General features: G+C 67.3%; 14 protein-coding genes. 3 read left to right on the forward strand and 11 right to left on the reverse strand.

Annotated elements, in window-relative coordinates; all coding sequences use genetic code 11:
• Positions 1-76: 76 nt before the first annotated feature.
• On the forward strand, positions 77-2,038 hold the full coding sequence (locus AC5LXX_RS34710; protein ID WP_493413705.1) for a phosphatase PAP2 family protein: 1,962 nt from the start codon (positions 77-79) through the stop codon (positions 2,036-2,038).
• Here the strand turns inward: AC5LXX_RS34710 and AC5LXX_RS34715 are convergent.
• The 9 genes from AC5LXX_RS34715 to AC5LXX_RS34755 all read right to left on the reverse strand — a co-directional run bounded on the left by AC5LXX_RS34715 (position 2,019) and on the right by AC5LXX_RS34755 (position 11,651).
• Complete coding sequence (locus AC5LXX_RS34715; RefSeq protein ID WP_493413706.1) at positions 2,019-2,300, reverse strand: hypothetical protein; 282 nt, start codon at positions 2,298-2,300, stop codon at positions 2,019-2,021. The two genes, AC5LXX_RS34710 and AC5LXX_RS34715, sit on opposite strands and share 20 nt — an antisense overlap.
• A 67-nt stretch (positions 2,301-2,367) precedes the next feature.
• A complete protein-coding gene (locus AC5LXX_RS34720; RefSeq protein WP_493413707.1) occupies positions 2,368-3,891 on the reverse strand; it encodes a UxaA family hydrolase in 1,524 nt (507 codons plus the stop codon).
• A complete protein-coding gene (locus AC5LXX_RS34725; RefSeq protein ID WP_493413708.1) occupies positions 3,888-5,069 on the reverse strand; it encodes a mannitol dehydrogenase family protein in 1,182 nt (393 codons plus the stop codon). The genes AC5LXX_RS34720 and AC5LXX_RS34725 overlap by 4 nt, the downstream gene beginning before the upstream one ends.
• Before the next feature lie 28 nt (positions 5,070-5,097).
• Positions 5,098-6,108, reverse strand: a complete 1,011-nt coding sequence (locus AC5LXX_RS34730; protein ID WP_493413709.1) for a zinc-binding alcohol dehydrogenase family protein — start codon at positions 6,106-6,108, stop codon at positions 5,098-5,100.
• 22 nt (positions 6,109-6,130) lie between these two features.
• Positions 6,131-7,006, reverse strand: a complete 876-nt coding sequence (locus tag AC5LXX_RS34735; RefSeq protein WP_493413710.1) for an amidohydrolase family protein — start codon at positions 7,004-7,006, stop codon at positions 6,131-6,133.
• Complete coding sequence (locus tag AC5LXX_RS34740) at positions 7,003-8,019, reverse strand: aldo/keto reductase (RefSeq protein ID WP_493413711.1); 1,017 nt, start codon at positions 8,017-8,019, stop codon at positions 7,003-7,005. Before AC5LXX_RS34740 ends, AC5LXX_RS34735 begins: the two co-directional genes overlap by 4 nt.
• 73 nt (positions 8,020-8,092) lie before the next feature.
• Positions 8,093-9,040, reverse strand: coding sequence for an ABC transporter substrate-binding protein (locus AC5LXX_RS34745; RefSeq protein ID WP_493413712.1), 948 nt, complete (start codon positions 9,038-9,040; stop codon positions 8,093-8,095).
• A gap of 42 nt (positions 9,041-9,082) precedes the next feature.
• Complete coding sequence (locus tag AC5LXX_RS34750; RefSeq protein ID WP_011549867.1) at positions 9,083-10,114, reverse strand: ABC transporter permease; 1,032 nt, start codon at positions 10,112-10,114, stop codon at positions 9,083-9,085.
• Positions 10,107-11,651: a sugar ABC transporter ATP-binding protein gene (locus tag AC5LXX_RS34755; protein ID WP_493413713.1), complete on the reverse strand. Its 1,545-nt coding sequence runs from the start codon at positions 11,649-11,651 to the stop codon at positions 10,107-10,109. The genes AC5LXX_RS34750 and AC5LXX_RS34755 overlap by 8 nt, the downstream gene beginning before the upstream one ends.
• 233 nt (positions 11,652-11,884) lie before the next feature.
• Here AC5LXX_RS34755 and AC5LXX_RS34760 point away from each other — a divergent pair, with 233 nt between their 5' ends.
• Positions 11,885-12,592, forward strand: coding sequence for a FadR/GntR family transcriptional regulator (locus AC5LXX_RS34760; protein ID WP_124455636.1), 708 nt, complete (start codon positions 11,885-11,887; stop codon positions 12,590-12,592).
• 24 nt (positions 12,593-12,616) lie between these two features.
• Here the strand turns inward: AC5LXX_RS34760 and AC5LXX_RS34765 are convergent, their stop codons facing one another.
• Positions 12,617-13,969 (reverse strand): MFS transporter, encoded by a 1,353-nt coding sequence (locus AC5LXX_RS34765; RefSeq protein ID WP_493413714.1) that lies wholly within the window; start codon positions 13,967-13,969, stop codon positions 12,617-12,619.
• Between the two features lie 142 nt (positions 13,970-14,111).
• On the opposite strand from AC5LXX_RS34765, the gene AC5LXX_RS34770 reads away from it, so the two are divergent.
• Positions 14,112-15,437, forward strand: a complete 1,326-nt coding sequence (locus tag AC5LXX_RS34770) for a helix-turn-helix domain-containing protein (protein WP_493413715.1) — start codon at positions 14,112-14,114, stop codon at positions 15,435-15,437.
• Between the two features lie 307 nt (positions 15,438-15,744).
• Here the strand turns inward: AC5LXX_RS34770 and AC5LXX_RS34775 are convergent, their stop codons facing one another.
• Entirely contained in the window at positions 15,745-16,797 is a 1,053-nt protein-coding gene (locus tag AC5LXX_RS34775) for an RNA-guided endonuclease InsQ/TnpB family protein (protein WP_493414342.1), read from the reverse strand.
• Positions 16,798-16,829 lie beyond the last annotated feature (32 nt).

The raw sequence follows: 16,829 nt of genomic DNA on the forward strand, positions 1-16,829 counted from the left end.
GAAACAATTCCGTAACGGCCGCGTAACGATCGTTCACCACAATCCTCCATCTTCAACCCTCAGGATGGAGTCTTGCATGTTTGCGTCACGAAGCCGTTTCCCGCTGCACGCCGCAGCATTGTCGAGTGCGATCGTACTGGCTGCCTGCGGCGGCGGCGACGACGTCGCGTCGACCGGCACGATCGCCGCGGCCGTTCCGGCGCCGCCCGCCGACCCCGGCTTCGTCGACAGCGCGCCGATCCCGAGCGCGCCCGCGTTCGTCGACAACGTCGCGACCAACCAGCGCGGCGACGCGCGCTATGCGACGCTGTCGACCAACGCCGCGGTGCGCGTGACGAGCCGCTTCCTCGATCTCTGGCAGCCGGCAACGATGCTCGTCGACGCGGGCGTGACCGCGTCGGCCAACGGCGCGTTCCCGGCCGTCTCGCCATCGCCCTGCTCCGGACTGCCGAACAGCGGCGTTTCGTGCGGCACGATCGTGAACGACGCGGTGCTGTCGGCCAACGTGCAGTATGTGGTCAACGCGACGACCGCCCGTACGCCGCAGCAGGCCGATGCCGCGTACTACGACGACCGGCGCGGCAAGGGATACAGCGTGACCGACGGCATGGGCCCGCTCACCGCCGCCTGGCGCACCGCGGCCCAGCAGACGACCAGCATCACCAGCGTGCCCGCCGACGCCACGACCGTGCTGTACAACGACGCCGGCAACAACGTCGGCGTCGGCAGCAGCAGCGGCAACGCCAGCTTCGGGAAAGTCGTCGACCTGCTCAACGAAATGGGCAACAACGCGTCGACCGAGCCGACCAAGCGCTTCTACAAATACGCGCGCCCGTACCGCTGGAGCACGAGCGTGGTCGTCGCGCCGACGCTCGTGCCGGCCGAAAGCACGACGCCCGCGACCGACGGCGGGTTCATCAGCGGCCACACGGCCGAAGCGGTGCGCGATGCGACGACGATGGCGTGGCTCGTGCCGGAACGCTTCCAGGAAATGGTCAGCCGCGGCCTCGAGCTCGGCGAGAACCGGATCCTCGCCGGCATGCACTCGCCGCTCGACGTGATCGGCGGCCGCATGCTCGCGCTGGCCGTCAGCGCGGCGAACCTGACCGCCTACGCCGGCGACGCGCAGGCCGCCTACGCCCAGGCCCATCAGGCGCTGCAGCAACTGACGGGCACGAGCGCCACGACGTTCGCCGCATTCGCGCACACCGGCACGACGGCCACCGACCGGTTCGCCGACTATGCGACGAACAAGGCGGCGTTCCTGCGCCGCATGACGTTCGGCTTCGGCGCGATCGAATCGACCAACGCGCCGCCGGTCGTGCCGAAGGGCGCGGAAATCCTGCTGCAGACGCGCTTCCCGTACCTGAGCGCCGACCAGCGGCGCGTCGTGCTGAAGACGACCGAACTGCCGTCCGGCTATCCGGTCATGGACGACGCCGAAGGCTGGGGGCGCCTGAACCTGTTCGCGGCGGCCGACGGCTACGGCGCATTCAACGGCAACGTGATCGTGTCGATGGATGCATCGCAGGGCGGCCTGAATGCGGCCGACCTGTGGCGCAACGATGTCGCGGGCGCCGGCAAGCTGACGCTGCAGGGCACCGGCACGCTGACGTTGGCAGGCAACAACAGCTACACGGGCGGCACGCAGGTGAGCGGCGGCACGCTGGCGGCGGCATCGACGACGGCGTTCGGTACAGGCGACGTGTACGTCGGCTCGGGCGGCAGCATGCGGATCGCGGCCGGTGCGCCCGTGACGATCGCGGCCCGCTACACGCAGCTCGACAACACGACGCTCGAACTCGACATCGACGGCAACGGCGGCGGACGCCTGCGCGTGGGCGGCCCGCTCACCGTTGCGGGCGGCACGCTGCACGTGAAGTTCGTGAACGGCTACACGCCGAAAGCCGGCGACACGATCGCGCTGATCGACGGCGCGGCAGCATCGGCCAAGTTCTCGACGGTGACGGTCGACGGGTTCAAGGCCACGCCCGTCTATACCGCGACGGGCGTGTCGATCACGCTGTCGGCAGCGTAACCGGCACCGACGATCGATCCTGCAACGGCGCCCGCGGGCGAGACCGCGTACCGAAGCGCCGTTGCAGCTCGATGATCGTGGGCAGGTTGAAGTCGTGGACGTCCGGCGCGGCGCCGCCCTGCCGCCGGCTGACCTCGACGCAGAGTTCCAGCGCCCGCGCGCGCGTCTCGGCGAGCAGCCGCAGCGCCTCGCCCAGCAACCCCTTCTCCAGTTCCGACAGCGGGCCGTCGTGGCCGGTTTCGCCGATCGCCGGCTCGCTCATGCGGGTTCTCATCGCGGATTCTCCTTCGCTGTCCGATTGCGCGCGCGGCCGCACGCCGCCTTGCGCGTCACATGATCGCGCCGCGCAGCCACGGCACGAATTCGCGTTCGCCGATGCCGTTGTCCTCGCTTCGGGATTTTCGTCCGGAGGCGACGTCGAGCATCAGCCGGAACAACCGCGCGCCCGCTTCACCGACCGTGAGCGAGCCGGCGACGATCCCGCCGCTGTCGAAATCCATGTCCGATTGCATCCGCTCGAACAGGCCGCTCGTCGTCGCGATCTTGATCGTCGGCACCGGCTTCGAGCCGAACACCGAGCCGCGGCCCGTCGTGAAGCACATCAGGTTCGCGCCGCCGGCGATCTGCCCGGTGGCCGACACCGGGTCGTACCCGGGCGTATCCATGAAAACGAGCCCCGACTGCCCCACCGGCTCCGCGTAGTCGTAGACCGCGCGAAGCGTCGAGCGGCCGCCCTTCGATACCGCGCCGAGCGACTTCTCCAGAATCGTGGTGATGCCGCCGGCGATATTGCCCGGAGACGGGTTGTTGTTCATTTCGCCGCCGTTGTCGGCAACGTAGCGCTCCCACCACTGCAACCTGCCGAGCAGGCGCTCGGCCACGTCGCGCGACGCCGCCCGCGCGATCAGCAGATGCTCGGCGCCGTAGATCTCGGGGGTCTCCGACAGAATCGCCGTGCCGCCGTTGCGGACCAGCAGATCGACGGCCGCGCCGAGCGCCGGGTTCGCGGTGATGCCCGAGTAGCCGTCGGACCCGCCGCATTGCAGGCCGACCGTCAGCCGCGAGGCCGGCACGGCGCTGCGCCGCGCGCCGTCGGCCACCTCCAGCAACTCGCGCACGATCGATACCCCTCGCGCAACGGTTTCACGCACCCCGCCCTCGTCCTGGATGACCAGCGTGCGCACGGTGCCCGGCGCACACGCGTCGAGCCGCTCCGCGAGCGCCCCGACCTGATTGACCTCGCAGCCGAGGCCGACGAGCAGCACGCCGGCGAAATTCGGGTTCCGCGCATAGCCGACGAGCGTGCGCCGCAGCAGTTCGATGCCGTCGCCGGTCGCCGACATGCCGCAGCCGCTCTGATGGGTGATCGCGACGACGCCGTCGACATGACCGAACGCATCGAGCGCGCCGTGCCGGTATGCATCCGCGATGGCGTGACAGACGCTCGCCGAACAGTTGACGCTCGCGATCACGCCGATGTAGTTGCGGGTCCCCACGCGGCCGTCGGGCCGCACGAATCCGTCGAAGGAATCGCTGCGATCCGTGCGTTCGTCGCTCGCGCCGCCGGCCGGCCCGCCGTCGTGCGCGTGCCGCTCGGGCATCCCGACGTTGTGCACGTGAACGTGCTCGCCCGCGGCGATGTCGCGCAGCGCGATGCCGATCGGCTGGCCGCATTTGACGATCGCGTCGCCGCGCGCGATCGGCGCCGTGGCGATCTTGTGGCCGGCCGGCACCGCCGCCGCCAGCCGCAATGGCGCGCCGTGCACGTCGATCGGCATGTCGGGCGCCAGCGCTTCGAGTGCGACGGCGACGTTGTCGTCGCCGTGAAGAATCACGATTGCCGGTTGCGTCACGATGCACCTCTTCCTGTCGTTGCGACGACCGCCGGTTCACCGGCCGCCGGCTCATGGCGGGCGACAAGTTGCCGCAACCGCGGTTGTTCGGCCGGCAGCGCCAGCGAATCCGCGAGCGCGAGCAACGGCTCGATGCGCCGCGCGACCTTCTCGCGATGGTTGACCGCGATATCGGCGATACGATGCGCGAGAAACGGATTGAGAAAGCGTTCGCGCACGCTGTCGACGTAGCGTTCGGCCGTCTCGCGCAAGCCCAGCGCCACGAATACCGGCGCGACTTCATCGCGCCACACCGCCTCGAGACCGTCGCGCAGCCGCGCATCGTTCATTGCGTCCAGCACCGTTTCCGATGCGTCGCGCCCGGCCGCGAGCCACTGTTCCGCGAGCCAGCTGTGTCCAAGATTGAGGAAGAACAGCTTCAGGCGCTCGTGGCTGCGCAAATCGTCGGTCACGACGATCTGCGCGTGCCGGCACGGCAGCGTCATGCCGGCACGCCGTTCGACCGCCCATAGCGCGTAGGGCTCCGCGATCGCGCCGACCGGGTGAAGCGGTTCGGACACGATGCGGTCGACGAGCGAATTGACCCACACGCACCGGTTGCGCAGATAGTCGGCGAACGTGTCGGGCAGGCGCCACTGGCGCGCGAGATCCAGCACGATGTCGCGCAGCGTGTCGCCGTTGTTCGTCACCAGTTCGCACGGCAGGATGGACACGCCATCGTCGGGCCGTGCCTGCCAGCGCGCATGGAGCAGCACGAGCAGCTTCGCCGGAAAGCCGCGCGGTACCTGCCCCGGCTGGTCCGGCAGGCCCGCGGTGTCGTGCGGGTCGACGCGATAGCCTGCGTCGCCGGTGTTCGACACGATGATGCGCACCGTCTCGATCGCGGCGCGGCGTATCTCGGCCCAGTCGCGCTCGGCATCCCACGCGCGATGCACCGCGTGGCACTCGATGATTTCGTCGACGACGATGCCGCCGTCGCGCCCGCGGATCCGGACCGGATAGCGACCGGATGCGCGCAGCGCGTCGATTCGGGCGCGACTGGCCGGGTTTCCGGTCGTCTGGACGATGCCGATGCCGCCGATCGCGTGGCCTTCGTCCAGTGCCTGGGAAACGAACAGGTCGACGTGCGCCAGCAGGAAGCGGCTCGTGCCGAACTGGATGATCGGCGGCGTCGTCACGTGCGTTCCCCGTGCGGGATTCGATCGCTCAGCATTCGACGAGCGCCTTCACGACGGTCTGCCCCGCTTCCAGCAGACGCGGCAGCGCGTCCGGCACCTCCTCGAGCCGCATCCGGTGCGTGTTCAGCGCGCGGTCCGGAATGCGCCCCGCGCGCATCGCGTCGAGCACCGTCGCGAAATCCTCGGCCGTGGCATTGCGGCTCGCGAGCAGCGTGGTTTCCCGCTTGTGGAATTCAGGATCCGAAAACGCGACGTGCCCGCGCACGATCGAGATCAACGTGTACTTGCCGCCGTGCGCGACGAACTCGAAGCCGCGATTCATCGCATCGAGGTTGCCCGTCGCGTCGAACACCGCGTCGAAGTACTCGCCGTTCGTCAACGCCGCGAGACGCGCCGCGTCGTCCACGCCCACCTCCACCGTCGCATCGACCGCCAGATGCTGCCGGCAGAACGCCAGGCGATCCGCGCGCGTGTCGAGGCACGTGACGTCGGCGCCGCGCAGCTTCGCGAAGATCATCGCGGCCATGCCGATCGGCCCGGCGCCGACGACCAGCGCCCGCTGCCCGGCGCGGATGTCGGCGCGCCGCACCGCATGCGCGCCGATCGCGAGAAATTCCAGCATCGCGGCCTGGTCGAGCGAAATGCCGTCGGCCTTGTGCACGAACTGCGCGGGCACGCTGAGGTATTCGGCCAGCGCGCCGTCGCGATGCACGCCGAGCACCTTGATGTTCACGCAGCAGTTCGTGTTGCCGTGACGGCATGCGACGCAGTGTCCGCACGACAGGTACGGCATCACGTACACCGCGTCGCCGGCGCCGAGCCCCGACCCAGGTTCCGCCTCGACGACGACCGCGGAAAGCTCGTGGCCCATCACGCGCGGATATTCGAGGTACGGCTGGTTGCCGGTAAAGATGTGCAGATCGGTGCCGCAGATGCCGACGCGTTGCACGCGCAACAGCACTTCGCCGCTGCCGCGCACGGGCGGGTCGCGATGCTGCACGCGCAGCACGCCGGGAGATTCGCAAATCACGCTGAGCATGTCGGGTTCCTTTCGTTCTGGTTCATTCGCCGTGGCGTGCGGTGTCGATCCGGTAGAAGCGGCGCGCGTTGCCGCCGAAAAGGTCGGCCAGCGCCGCGGAGCCGAGCAACTGCGCGCAATCGTCCTCGCACGCGGCCAGCCATTCGCCGTAGCCGCCGCATGCCGACGCCAGCCGCAGCACCGGCCAGTCGCTGCCCCACATCAGGCGCGCCGGCCCGAACAGCTCGGCCAGCGCGTGGACATACGGCCGCGTGCGCGCTCGCACCGTATCCGGACCCGCCGACGGCCCAGCCTCCGTCCAGAGGCCGGACAGCTTGCAATGAAGGTTCGGCAGGTTCGCGAGCCGGCTCATCGACGACAGCCACGGCTGCAATTCGCCGCGCTCGATGAACGGCTTCGCACCGTGGTCGATCACGATCGGCAGATCCGGATGGCGTCGCGCGAACGCAAGCAGCGCATCGAGATGGCGCGGCATCACGAGTGCATCGAAACGCAGCCCGTGCTCGAGCATCGCAGCGACCGCGCGATCCAGCCGCGCGTCGTCGATCCACGCGTCGTCGGGCAGGTCCTGCAGCATCGGTCGCAAACCGCGCGCCTTCGGCGCGGATGCAAACGCCGCGATTCGCGCCGGCGCGTCGTCGGACTTCAGGTCGACCCAGCCGACCACGGCGCCGACTGTCGGCGTGTCGGCCGCCAGCTCGAGCAGAAAGCGCGTGTCGGCTTCGCTCGGCAGCGATTGCACGACTACGGTGGTATCGATGCGCGCGGCGTCGAGCAGCGGCGCCAGATCGGCGGGGCCGAAATCCCGGTGAATCGCGTCGAGTTCGGCCGGCGGCCAGCAGCCGGTTCGCGCGGCGATTCGCCAGTAGTGCTGATGGGCGTCGATGCGTGGCGTCATGCGCGTGCTCCCGGAACGGGCGCGTGTGCGTCGATCAGACCTCCGTCGCGCAGCGCATCCCATAGCCCGGCCGGCGCGGGACGCTCGAACCATGCGATGTTCTGCTGCAACTGGGCCACGCTGCGCGCGCCGATCACGCACGACACGACGGCCGGATGGCCGAACGGGAACTGCAGCGCAGCGGCCGGAAGCGGCACGTCGAAGCAGTTGCACAGCGCGCCGAGCCGTGCCGCCTTGTCGATCACCTCCGCGCTTGCGTCCGCATAGTTGAACTTGCCGTTGCCGGCGAGCAGGCCGGAGTTGAACACGCCGCCGATCACGACAGCGGTCCCTTCACGAGTACACGCGTCGAGCAGCGGTTCGAGCGCCGCCTGTTCGAGCAGCGTATAGCGGCCGGCCAGCAGCACCGCATCGAGCGCCGCTTCGTTCAGCGCATCGGCGGCGACCTCCCATTCGTTCACACCGAGACCGAACGCGCCGATCTCACCGCCCGCGCGCAGCGCCTCCAGCGCGCGAAACCCGCCGCCGCGGGTCAACTGCTCCCAGTAATGGGCGTGTCGATCGCCATGCGTCATCGCGCCGATGTCGTGCACGTACAGCATGTCGATCCGCGCGAGCCCGAGCCGTTGCCGGCTGTCGTCGTGCGAACGCATGATGCCGTCGTAGCTGTAGTCGTAGAACGGCCGGAACGGCAGCGGCTCGGCCCAGCCGTCATCGCCCGGACGCACGCTCGCGTCTGCGCGCATCAGCCGCCCGACCTTCGTGCTGAGCGTGAAGGCGCGGCGCTCGCGCGAGGCGAGCCCCGCCCCCACGCGGCGCTCGGACAACGTGTAGCCGTAATAGGGCGCGGTGTCGAAATAGCGCAGGCCGGCGGCCCACGCGGCGTCGACGAGCGACGCGGCATCGGCGGCCGCCATCGGGCGATACAGGCCGCCGAGCTGCGAGCAGCCGAGACCGAGCGCGGACACCGTCAGCCCGCTGCGCGGCAATGTGCGCGTATCGTTTGCGTTCATGAGTCGTGGCTGGATGCTGAAAAAAGGCACGGCCGCCGGTCGCCGCCCGCACGCGGGCGGCAGGCGCGGCCGCTCAGTACAGGACGTTCTTCGCCGCCTCCGAATCGAGGTTCTGCTTGTCGACCATCACGACGCCGGTATCGATCAGCTTCGGCGCGGGCTTGCGCTCGATGACGTCGAGCGCCGTACGTACGCCCTTGTTCCCCATCTGCCACGAACCCTGCACGGCGATCGCCTGCACGGTGCCGTCGCGCACGAAACCCTGCAGGTCCTCGTTGCCGTCGAAGCCGATCGCCACCACCTTGCCCGCCTTGCCCGACTGCTTCAGCGCACGCCCCATCCCCACCGCGGTCGGCTCGTTCGCGCCGAAGATCGCCTTCAGGTCCGGGTTCGCCGACAGCACGTCGGTCGTCTGGTTCAGCGCGGTCGCCATCTGCGATTGCGAGTAGTACGGGCCGACGACCTGCAGCTTCGAATGACTCGCGATGTACTTGCGGAACCCGCCGACGCGGCTGACCTCGGACCCCGCGCCCGGCACGTACGACATGATCGCGATCTTGCCGGACTGCCCGACGCGGTCGATCAGCGCCTTTGCGCACAATTCACCCGCCTTCTCGTTGTCGGTCGACAGGAACGACTGGTAATACGGCTTGCCGGCATCCGAGATGGCCGAGTCGATCAGCACGACGGGAATGTGCGCTTCCCACGCCTTCTTGATCGCGGGGACGAGCGCATCGGGATCGGACGGCGCGAGCACGATGCCCGCCACATGACGCGTGACCGCGTTGTCGACCATGTTGACCTGCCCGCTGATGTCCGACTCGGCCGCCGGCCCCTGGAACGTCATCGTGTAGCCCTTGGCCCCGTCGAGCGCCGCCTTCGCGCCTTTCTGCACGTTCTGCCAGTAATTCGAATTGACCGTCTTGACGATCACGGCGATCTCGCCGCCCGCCGCATACGCGCCGCTGCTGCAGGCCGCGAACAGGCACGCCGAGGCCGCCAGCAGGATGGATTTGTTCATGTCTCGCTCCGCTTCTCGTTGGTAGGGACTGCTTCGTGCCGGTCAGGGCCGGCGATTGCGCAACTGGTCGATCCAGACCGTGCCCAGGATCACGACGCCGATGATGATCTGCTGGATGAAGCTCGACACGCCGTTCATGTTCAGGCCGTTGCGCAGCACGCCGATCACGAATGCGCCGATCGCCGTGCCCGAAATCGTGCCAACGCCGCCCATCAGCGAGGTGCCGCCGATGACCGAGCTGGCGATCGCGTCGAGTTCGTACATGACGCCTTCGTTCGGCTGCCCGGTGACGAGCCGCGACATCAGCACGCAGCCGGTCACGCCCGCGAGCGCGCCGGACAGCACGTAGGTGAACAGCTTCACGCCCTGGACGTTCACGCCCGACAGCCGTGCCGCTTCCGCGTTCGACCCGACCGCGTAGATATGACGGCCGAGCGACGTTCTCGACAGCAGCACGGACACCACGACGAACAGCACGACCATGATCACGACCGGATACGGAATGCCGGGAAACGTCGTGTCGGGGAACCCGTCCGCGCCGATGCGCGAGATCCGCAGCAGCGCGCCGTTGCCGAGTGCGCCGAACGCGTCGCCGAGATCCGATACCGGCCGGGCACCCGTGATCTGGAGCGCGATGCCGCGCGCGACGAGCATCATGCCGAGCGTCGCGATGAACGGCGGGAGGCCCATCTGCGTCACGCAGATGCCGTTGACGAGCCCGCACAGCGCGCCGACCAGGATGCCGGCCGCCATCGCGGCGGGCACCGGCACGCCCGCCTTGACCAGCAGCGCGGCGCACACGCCGGCCAGCGCGAGCACCGAGCCGACCGACAGGTCGATGCCGCCCGTGATGATCACGCAGGTGGCGGCCACGCCCAGATAGGCGATCGACGTGACCTGCAGGCCGACGGTCATCAGGTTGTCGACCGAGAAGAACGCCGCGCTCGATATCGAGAACGCGAACACGAGCACGACGAGACTGCCCAGCGCCGCGAACTTCTGGATCAGGTCGCGCCGGCGCTGTCGCGCCGCCCGCTCGTCGGCCTGGCTGCGATCGGATGTCATTTCAAGCATGGGAACGCCCCGACGCGTAATGCATGATCTCCTCCTGACTGGTGTGTTGGGTGTCGAGAAATGCGGTCAAGCGACCTTCGTGAAAAACGGCGATCCGGTCGGTCATGCCGAGCAGTTCCGGCAGCTCCGAACTGATCAGCACCACGCCGACGCCGTCCGCGGCGAGCCGGTCCATCAGCCCGTAGATCGCAAATTTCGCGCCGACGTCGATGCCGCGCGTCGGCTCGTCGAAGAACAGGATCTTCGAGCCGCGGTAGAGCCATTTGCCGATGACGACCTTCTGCTGGTTGCCGCCGGACAGGTTGCGCACGCGCTGGTGCACGGACGGCGTGCGGATCGCGAGGTCCTGCACGTAGCGGCGCGCCACGTCGAGCTCGTCGTCGAAGCGCAGGAATCCGAAGCGCGACGCGATGCCGCGCACGTTCGCGAGCGTGAGGTTCGCCGCGACGGGCATCGGCAGCGCGAGCCCCTCCTTCTTGCGATCCTCCGACAGATACGCGATGCCGTGCCGGATCGCCTCGCGCGGCGAACGGATCGTCACGGGCCGGCCGTGCAGCGCGATCGTGCCGCCGTCGGGGCGATCCGCACCGAAGATCGCGCGTGCGATCTCGGTGCGTCCGGCGCCCATCAATCCAGCGAAACCGAGGATCTCGCCGCGGCGCAGCGCGAACGACACCGGCCCGAACACGCCGTCGCGGCGCAGCTCCCGCACGTCGAGCAGCACGTCGTCCGTCGGCACCGATTGGCGCGACGGGTACGCGTCGTCGAGCGTCCGCCCGACCATTCGCGCGACGATGTCGTCGATGCTCACGTCGGCGAAATCGTCCGTCGAGATATGGCGCCCGTCGCGCAGCACCGTCACGCGATCGACGATCTGCGCCATTTCGTCGAGCCGGTGCGAGATGTACAGGATCGCCACCCCGTCGGCACGCAGTTCCTCGATGATGCGAAACAGCTGCACCGTTTCGGCTTCCGTCAGCGACGACGTGGGCTCGTCCATGATCAGCACGCGCGCGTCGTGCGACAGCGCCTTCGCGATCTCGACCATCTGCTGCTGCGCGATGGACAGCACGCCGACCTTCGTCGTCGGCGCGACATTCAGGCCGATTCGCGCGATGCAGCGTGCCGCATCCGCGTTCATGCGTTTCGTATCGACGAACGGCCCGCGCCGCGGCTCGCGCGCGAGGAACAGGTTCTCCGCCACGCTCAGGTGCGGGACGAGATTGAGTTCCTGGTGAATGATCGCGATGCCCGCCGCCTGCGCTTCGGAGGCCGAACGAAACTGCACCGGCGCGCCGCGATAGTGGACGGCGCCCTCGTCGGGCAGGTACTGGCCGCTGATGATCTTCATCAGCGTGGACTTTCCCGCGCCGTTTTCGCCGCACACCGCATGCACCTCGCCGCGGCGCAGGTCGAGGCGAATCCCGTCGAGCGCGAGGACGCCCGGGAAACGCTTGCGAATCCCTTCCAGGCGCAGGATCTCCCGGTCCGCTTCGTCCTGCACGGTCTCACCAGGCAGATTGCGAGGCATTGCCATTGCGTCTCCTTTGGGGCGGATCGACCTCGGCTCGCTTGGTCAGTCCAATTTGGATGAATTACAGCAATCAAACCAATTTTGGTCAAGCCAATTTAACTATTCACATCTGATCTTACCAATAGTGAAAACCCGAACATCTGGATGAACCCGCCGCCGCAAGGGGCGATGTGATGGGCGTGATAGACTCCGCGACACGCGCTTGCGCCCAAAGCGCATTGATCCCTATCAATCGGATGAAATCGACAGAACCCAAGCGGCTTTACCAATCGGTCGCGGCCCAGATCGTCGCGTTGATTCGTCAGGGCGAATTCGCGATCGGCGAGCGCCTGCCGCCCGAGCGCGAGCTGGCGCTAACGCTCGGCGTATCGCGCCCGTCGCTGCGCGAGGCGCTGATCGCGCTCGAAATCGGCGGGCAGATCGAGATCCGGATGGGCTCCGGTGTCTATGTGCGCGACACGGCGGCCGACGATGTCGGCACGATGGTCACGCTCGGCGACAGTCCGTCGGAATTGATGCAGGCCCGCGCGGCCGTCGAAGGCAGCGTGGCCGCGCTGGCCGCCGCGCGGATGACGGCCGCGATGCTCGACCGCCTGCGCCGCACGGTGCAGCGCATGAAGCGGCTCGCGGAGGCCGGCAAGTCCCCCGTCGAAGCCGACCGGCAGTTCCACATGCTGATCGCGGAAGCCGCCGGCAATTCGGTGCTCACGCGCTTCGTCGGCGAGCTGTTCGACAGTCGCCACGATCCGATCGCGACCGCGATGCGCGGCCACGCGGAAAATCCGCAGACCTGGACCGCCGCCGTGCGCGAGCACGAGGACGTGCTCCTCGCGCTGCAGGCCGGCGACCCGATCGCGGCCCAGACGGCCATTCGCGCGCATCTTCGCGCGTCCGAAGCGCGCTGGATCGAGGGCGGGCTGAAAGCCGATCCCGATCCGGATTGACCGCGCACGGGTCCCGGTAACGCGCTATTCAGCGCCCTGCAACGCGGCCCCTTCGCCCGCCGTGCGACGCGGCGGCAGGGTGCGCGGAACCAGGCTCGTCACCAGCACCGAGCCGACCACCAGCAGCCCCGCGACCACCGCGAGCCCGGCATACGGCGCGCCGGTACGCGCGAACAGGACGCCGACCAGCCACGAACTGAACGCGCCGCCGAGCGAACCCAGCATGCTGATCACCGCGATGCCCGCCGCTGCCGCCCGGCCCGTCAGTTGGGCAGCCGGAATCGTCCAGAAGACGATCGGCACGGTGAACGCGCACAGCTGCGCGATCGCCAGCAAGGTCACGGTGATCCACACATGGCCGACCGAGAAGCGCAGGAGCAGCAGACTGCACGCGGTGACGAGCATGCAGACCACGGTATGCCACCGGCGCTCGCCGTATCGGTCGGAACTCCATGCGATCGCCACGTTGCCGATCATCGTGAATACGGAAATCAGTCCGGACAACCAACCGATTCCGGTGACGCTCGCCACCCCGGCCGATTTCAGCACCGTGGGCGACCAGAACGTCACCGTACCCATCCCGACGTAGACGCAGAAATAGATCGCCGCAAGCCCGAGCACGCGACCGTTGCGAACGATGTCGAGCACGCCCACCCGGCCATGGCCGACCACGGCCGAGGCCCGCTCCGCGTCCAGATCGCGCAAGAGCGCCTGCCGGTCCGCAGGCGACAGCCATGCCGCCTGTTCCGGCCGGTCGCTCAGCATCAGCGGCGCGACCAGCCCGAGCGCGATGGCCGGCAATCCCTCGATCAGAAACAGCCACTGCCATCCGCGTAACCCCATCGCGTCCTGCAGGTGCGCCATGATCCAGCCCGACAATGGTCCGCCGATCATCCCGGCGACGGGAACGGCGAGCAGCAGCACGCTGTTGACCCGGGCGCGCACCGTATCCGGAAACCAGTACGACAGGTACAGGATCAGGCCCGGAAAGAAGCCGGCCTCGGCGGCGCCGAGCAGAAAGCGCACCACGTACAGTGACATGCTGCCGGTCACGAACATCTGCGCCACCGTGCAAAGGCCCCACAGCACCATGATTCGCATCAGCGTGCGGCGCGCGCCGATGCGCGCCAGCACGAGATTGCTCGGCACCTCGAATGCGGCGTAACTGATGAAGAAGATGGCCGTCGCGGAGCCGAATACGGCTTCGCTCAAGCCGAGGTCCTGCAGGAACTGCAGCTTGGCGAACCCGATGTTGACGCGGTCGATGAAGTTGATGACGTAGCAGAGGAACAGAAACGGAATCACGCGCAGCGCGATCCGACGATACAACAAGGCAGGGGGTGACTCGGACATGGACCGCTCCCGGTATGTGGACATGCGTCACGAGCAAGCAAGGCGTTGCGAGACAATTATACAAATCCCGTATTTCGGGATTTATTGGTAGTTAACACGAGAGAAGCCGTCGGGCGCCGTCCAGGCCATTTCGTCGATCCAAATTCGTCAGATTTGTAAGATAATTATGGCATTGCTTGATCGCTCGGACGACTATGCCCTCATCGCAAGGTATCTCGCGACACCCTATGTATACCCCACCTCAAAAATAAATATAATCCCTTATAATGAGATTTATAAAAAACATACCGCCAACGACGGTCGTGTGTCGATATCGCCCGGCACCCCCGGATTTCTTTCGGTTCGGTTACGCACCGTCGCCTTTCGCGGCGAGCTCGCTCGACGCGCGCCAACGGGGTTTTCGAACGCGTCACCCGGTGTTTTTTTTCTGCATATGATCGTCGGCAGCACTGGCCGCGTTGCATGGCGCCTTCGGAAGCCATCCAGCGGGCAGCATGAACCGGCCTCAGCCGGCATCGAATTTGAGACGGGATGCATTCGCCACGCCATGAACCTGCGCGCTGAAACACTGTGCTTCTCGGATGTGTACCTCCACTCCCAGGCGATCGTGAACTGGTCGCAGCACTACGACCAGATCAGTCCGGGCACCGCGACGACCACGCTGCGCCAGGTCGCCGGCCAGCGTTTTCACGTGTTTCGCGAACGCATCAACCAGCGCGTGATGCAGCACGGCCTCGCGCCGCGCGACCGGCTCTGCTTCGCACTGCCGATTGCCAGTGCGGTCGCGCCCGTGGTCCAGGGGCGCACCGTCGAGCGCCCGAGCCTGCTGACCCTGCGCGGCGGCGAGGAGTTCGTCGCCCACCTGCCGTGCGACACCGAGGTGCTCGCCTTCACGATCGATCGCACGCTCACCGCCGATCGCGAACTGGACGAACTCGCGAACCTGCCCGCCCGCATCCTGAAGCAGCCGGTGCTGCCGATCTCGCCCGCCCGCTACCGCAACGCACTGGACGGCCTCGAACGCGTGCTTGGCCAGGCGCTCGACAGCGGTTCGCTCACCGCGCGCGATGCGTTCGACGAACGCGTACTCGCGCACAGTGTCGTCGGCATCCTGCTCGATCTCGTGCAGTCCGACGACCCGGATGCCGGCGCGCTGCCGTCGGCGTCGACGCAAAGCTACATCGTGCGCCGCAGCCAGGAAATCGCGCTGGAATGCGACGACGTCCCGACGGTCATCGATCTCTGTCACCACCTCCGGATCAGCCGCCGCACGCTGCAATACAGCTTCCAGAACGTGGTCGGCACCACGCCGACCGCCTACCTGCGCTCGATCCGGCTGAACGCCGTGCGCCGCTTCCTGATGACGACGCCCGACACGATGCGGATCGGCGACGCGGCAGCGCAATTCGGCTTTTGCCACTTCGGACGCTTTTCTGCGTACTACCAGCAACATTTCCACGAGTTGCCGTCGCATACGCCGCGCCTGAGCTGAGCCCCCCCCCCCGGACGCATGGCGGCGTCGCATCCGGGTAATCCCCTGCCGCCCGGTGCATACGGATTGCCGATAGCGGATAACGCGCGTGATTTCGGCACCGTAAATTTTGTCGTCGGCCTGCTCATGCGCGCTACACCGTATCGAGCGGCCGGCCAAGCGCACACCTGTGTCGCCGTCGGCCGTCGGCATCCATTGCCGGCTCGTCAGGATCGGCCGCGGCACGGGGATATCGATCAGGCATGCCGGTGTCGACTCCTGACGGACGAGCCGGCCAGCGGGACCACTCTTGACGTCCTCATCCGCCCTAAAGGCGGAGGATTCCCACACCTGGCGATGCACGTCCGCATCGGAGAATGTTCAGCGCAGCGTTGATATCACGATCATGTTCGACACCACAGTCACTGCAGGTCCACTCTCTTATTCTCAGTCCCGCGATACCTTTCGGCCGCGTCGTGCTGTCTTTCGACCCGCACGCCGAACAGGACTGGGTAGAACCGCTTTCGTCGACTTCCTCGAACGTGGCCCCGTGCGCGATCGCCTTGTAACGGAGCGTGTTTCGGAAGGACGACCAGGATGCGTCGTAGACGCTTTTCGCCATCCTGGTTCTGGCGAGTTTTGCGGCCGACACGTTGCCAACCGCGATGTAATCGAAGCGCCGCACCAGATCGAGCGCGAGCTTGTGCTGGAAATCGGCACGGGCACTCGCGACCTTGGCGTGCAACTTCGCGATATGCCGCTTGTGCTTTCGCGCCCGCTGCGCTTTCGCGAGCTTTTCCGCCGCGCGTCGGCCGAACCGATCGTTAGGCAGCTTCTCGCCGGTCGAAAGTGTGGCGAAGTCTTTCAGGCCGAGATCGATGCCGACACCGGAACGGATCGGTCGGGCCTGCACATCAGGCATCTCGATCACGATGTTGAGAAACCAGTTGCCGCGTGCATCCTGCGCAAAGTTGGTCCCGTCCTTGATCTTGCCTTCGGGAAGCGGTCGGCTGTTAAACACGCGGAAGGTGTTGCCGGCGAAACGGAACGCGTCACCCTCGCGCTTCAGGTCACGGCCCTTCAGCGGCACCCAGCCGAGCGATTTCCTGCCGCGATAGCGCAGGTAGGGGCGTCGGTGCTGACTGCGCGACTTCGCGTATTGCTCGCACGTCGCGTTGACCGTGCCGGAGTGGATGTCGAGCGCCTTGCTGCTCCCCGTCGTCAGCACGTTCAGATCGAATCCCGTCGGCCACTTCTTGTTCCACTTCAGCGCGTGCTTCTGCGTATCGTTGCAGAAGTTCCAGACGTAGTTCACCGCACGGCTCTGCTTGTTCAGCAGTCCGTTGAGCGACTTCACGCGGTAGCGGTAGACAAGAATCATGCCGGTGATCCTAACCCGTGAAAGAAGCTGCC

Source organism: Burkholderia torrens (assembly GCF_984668525.1).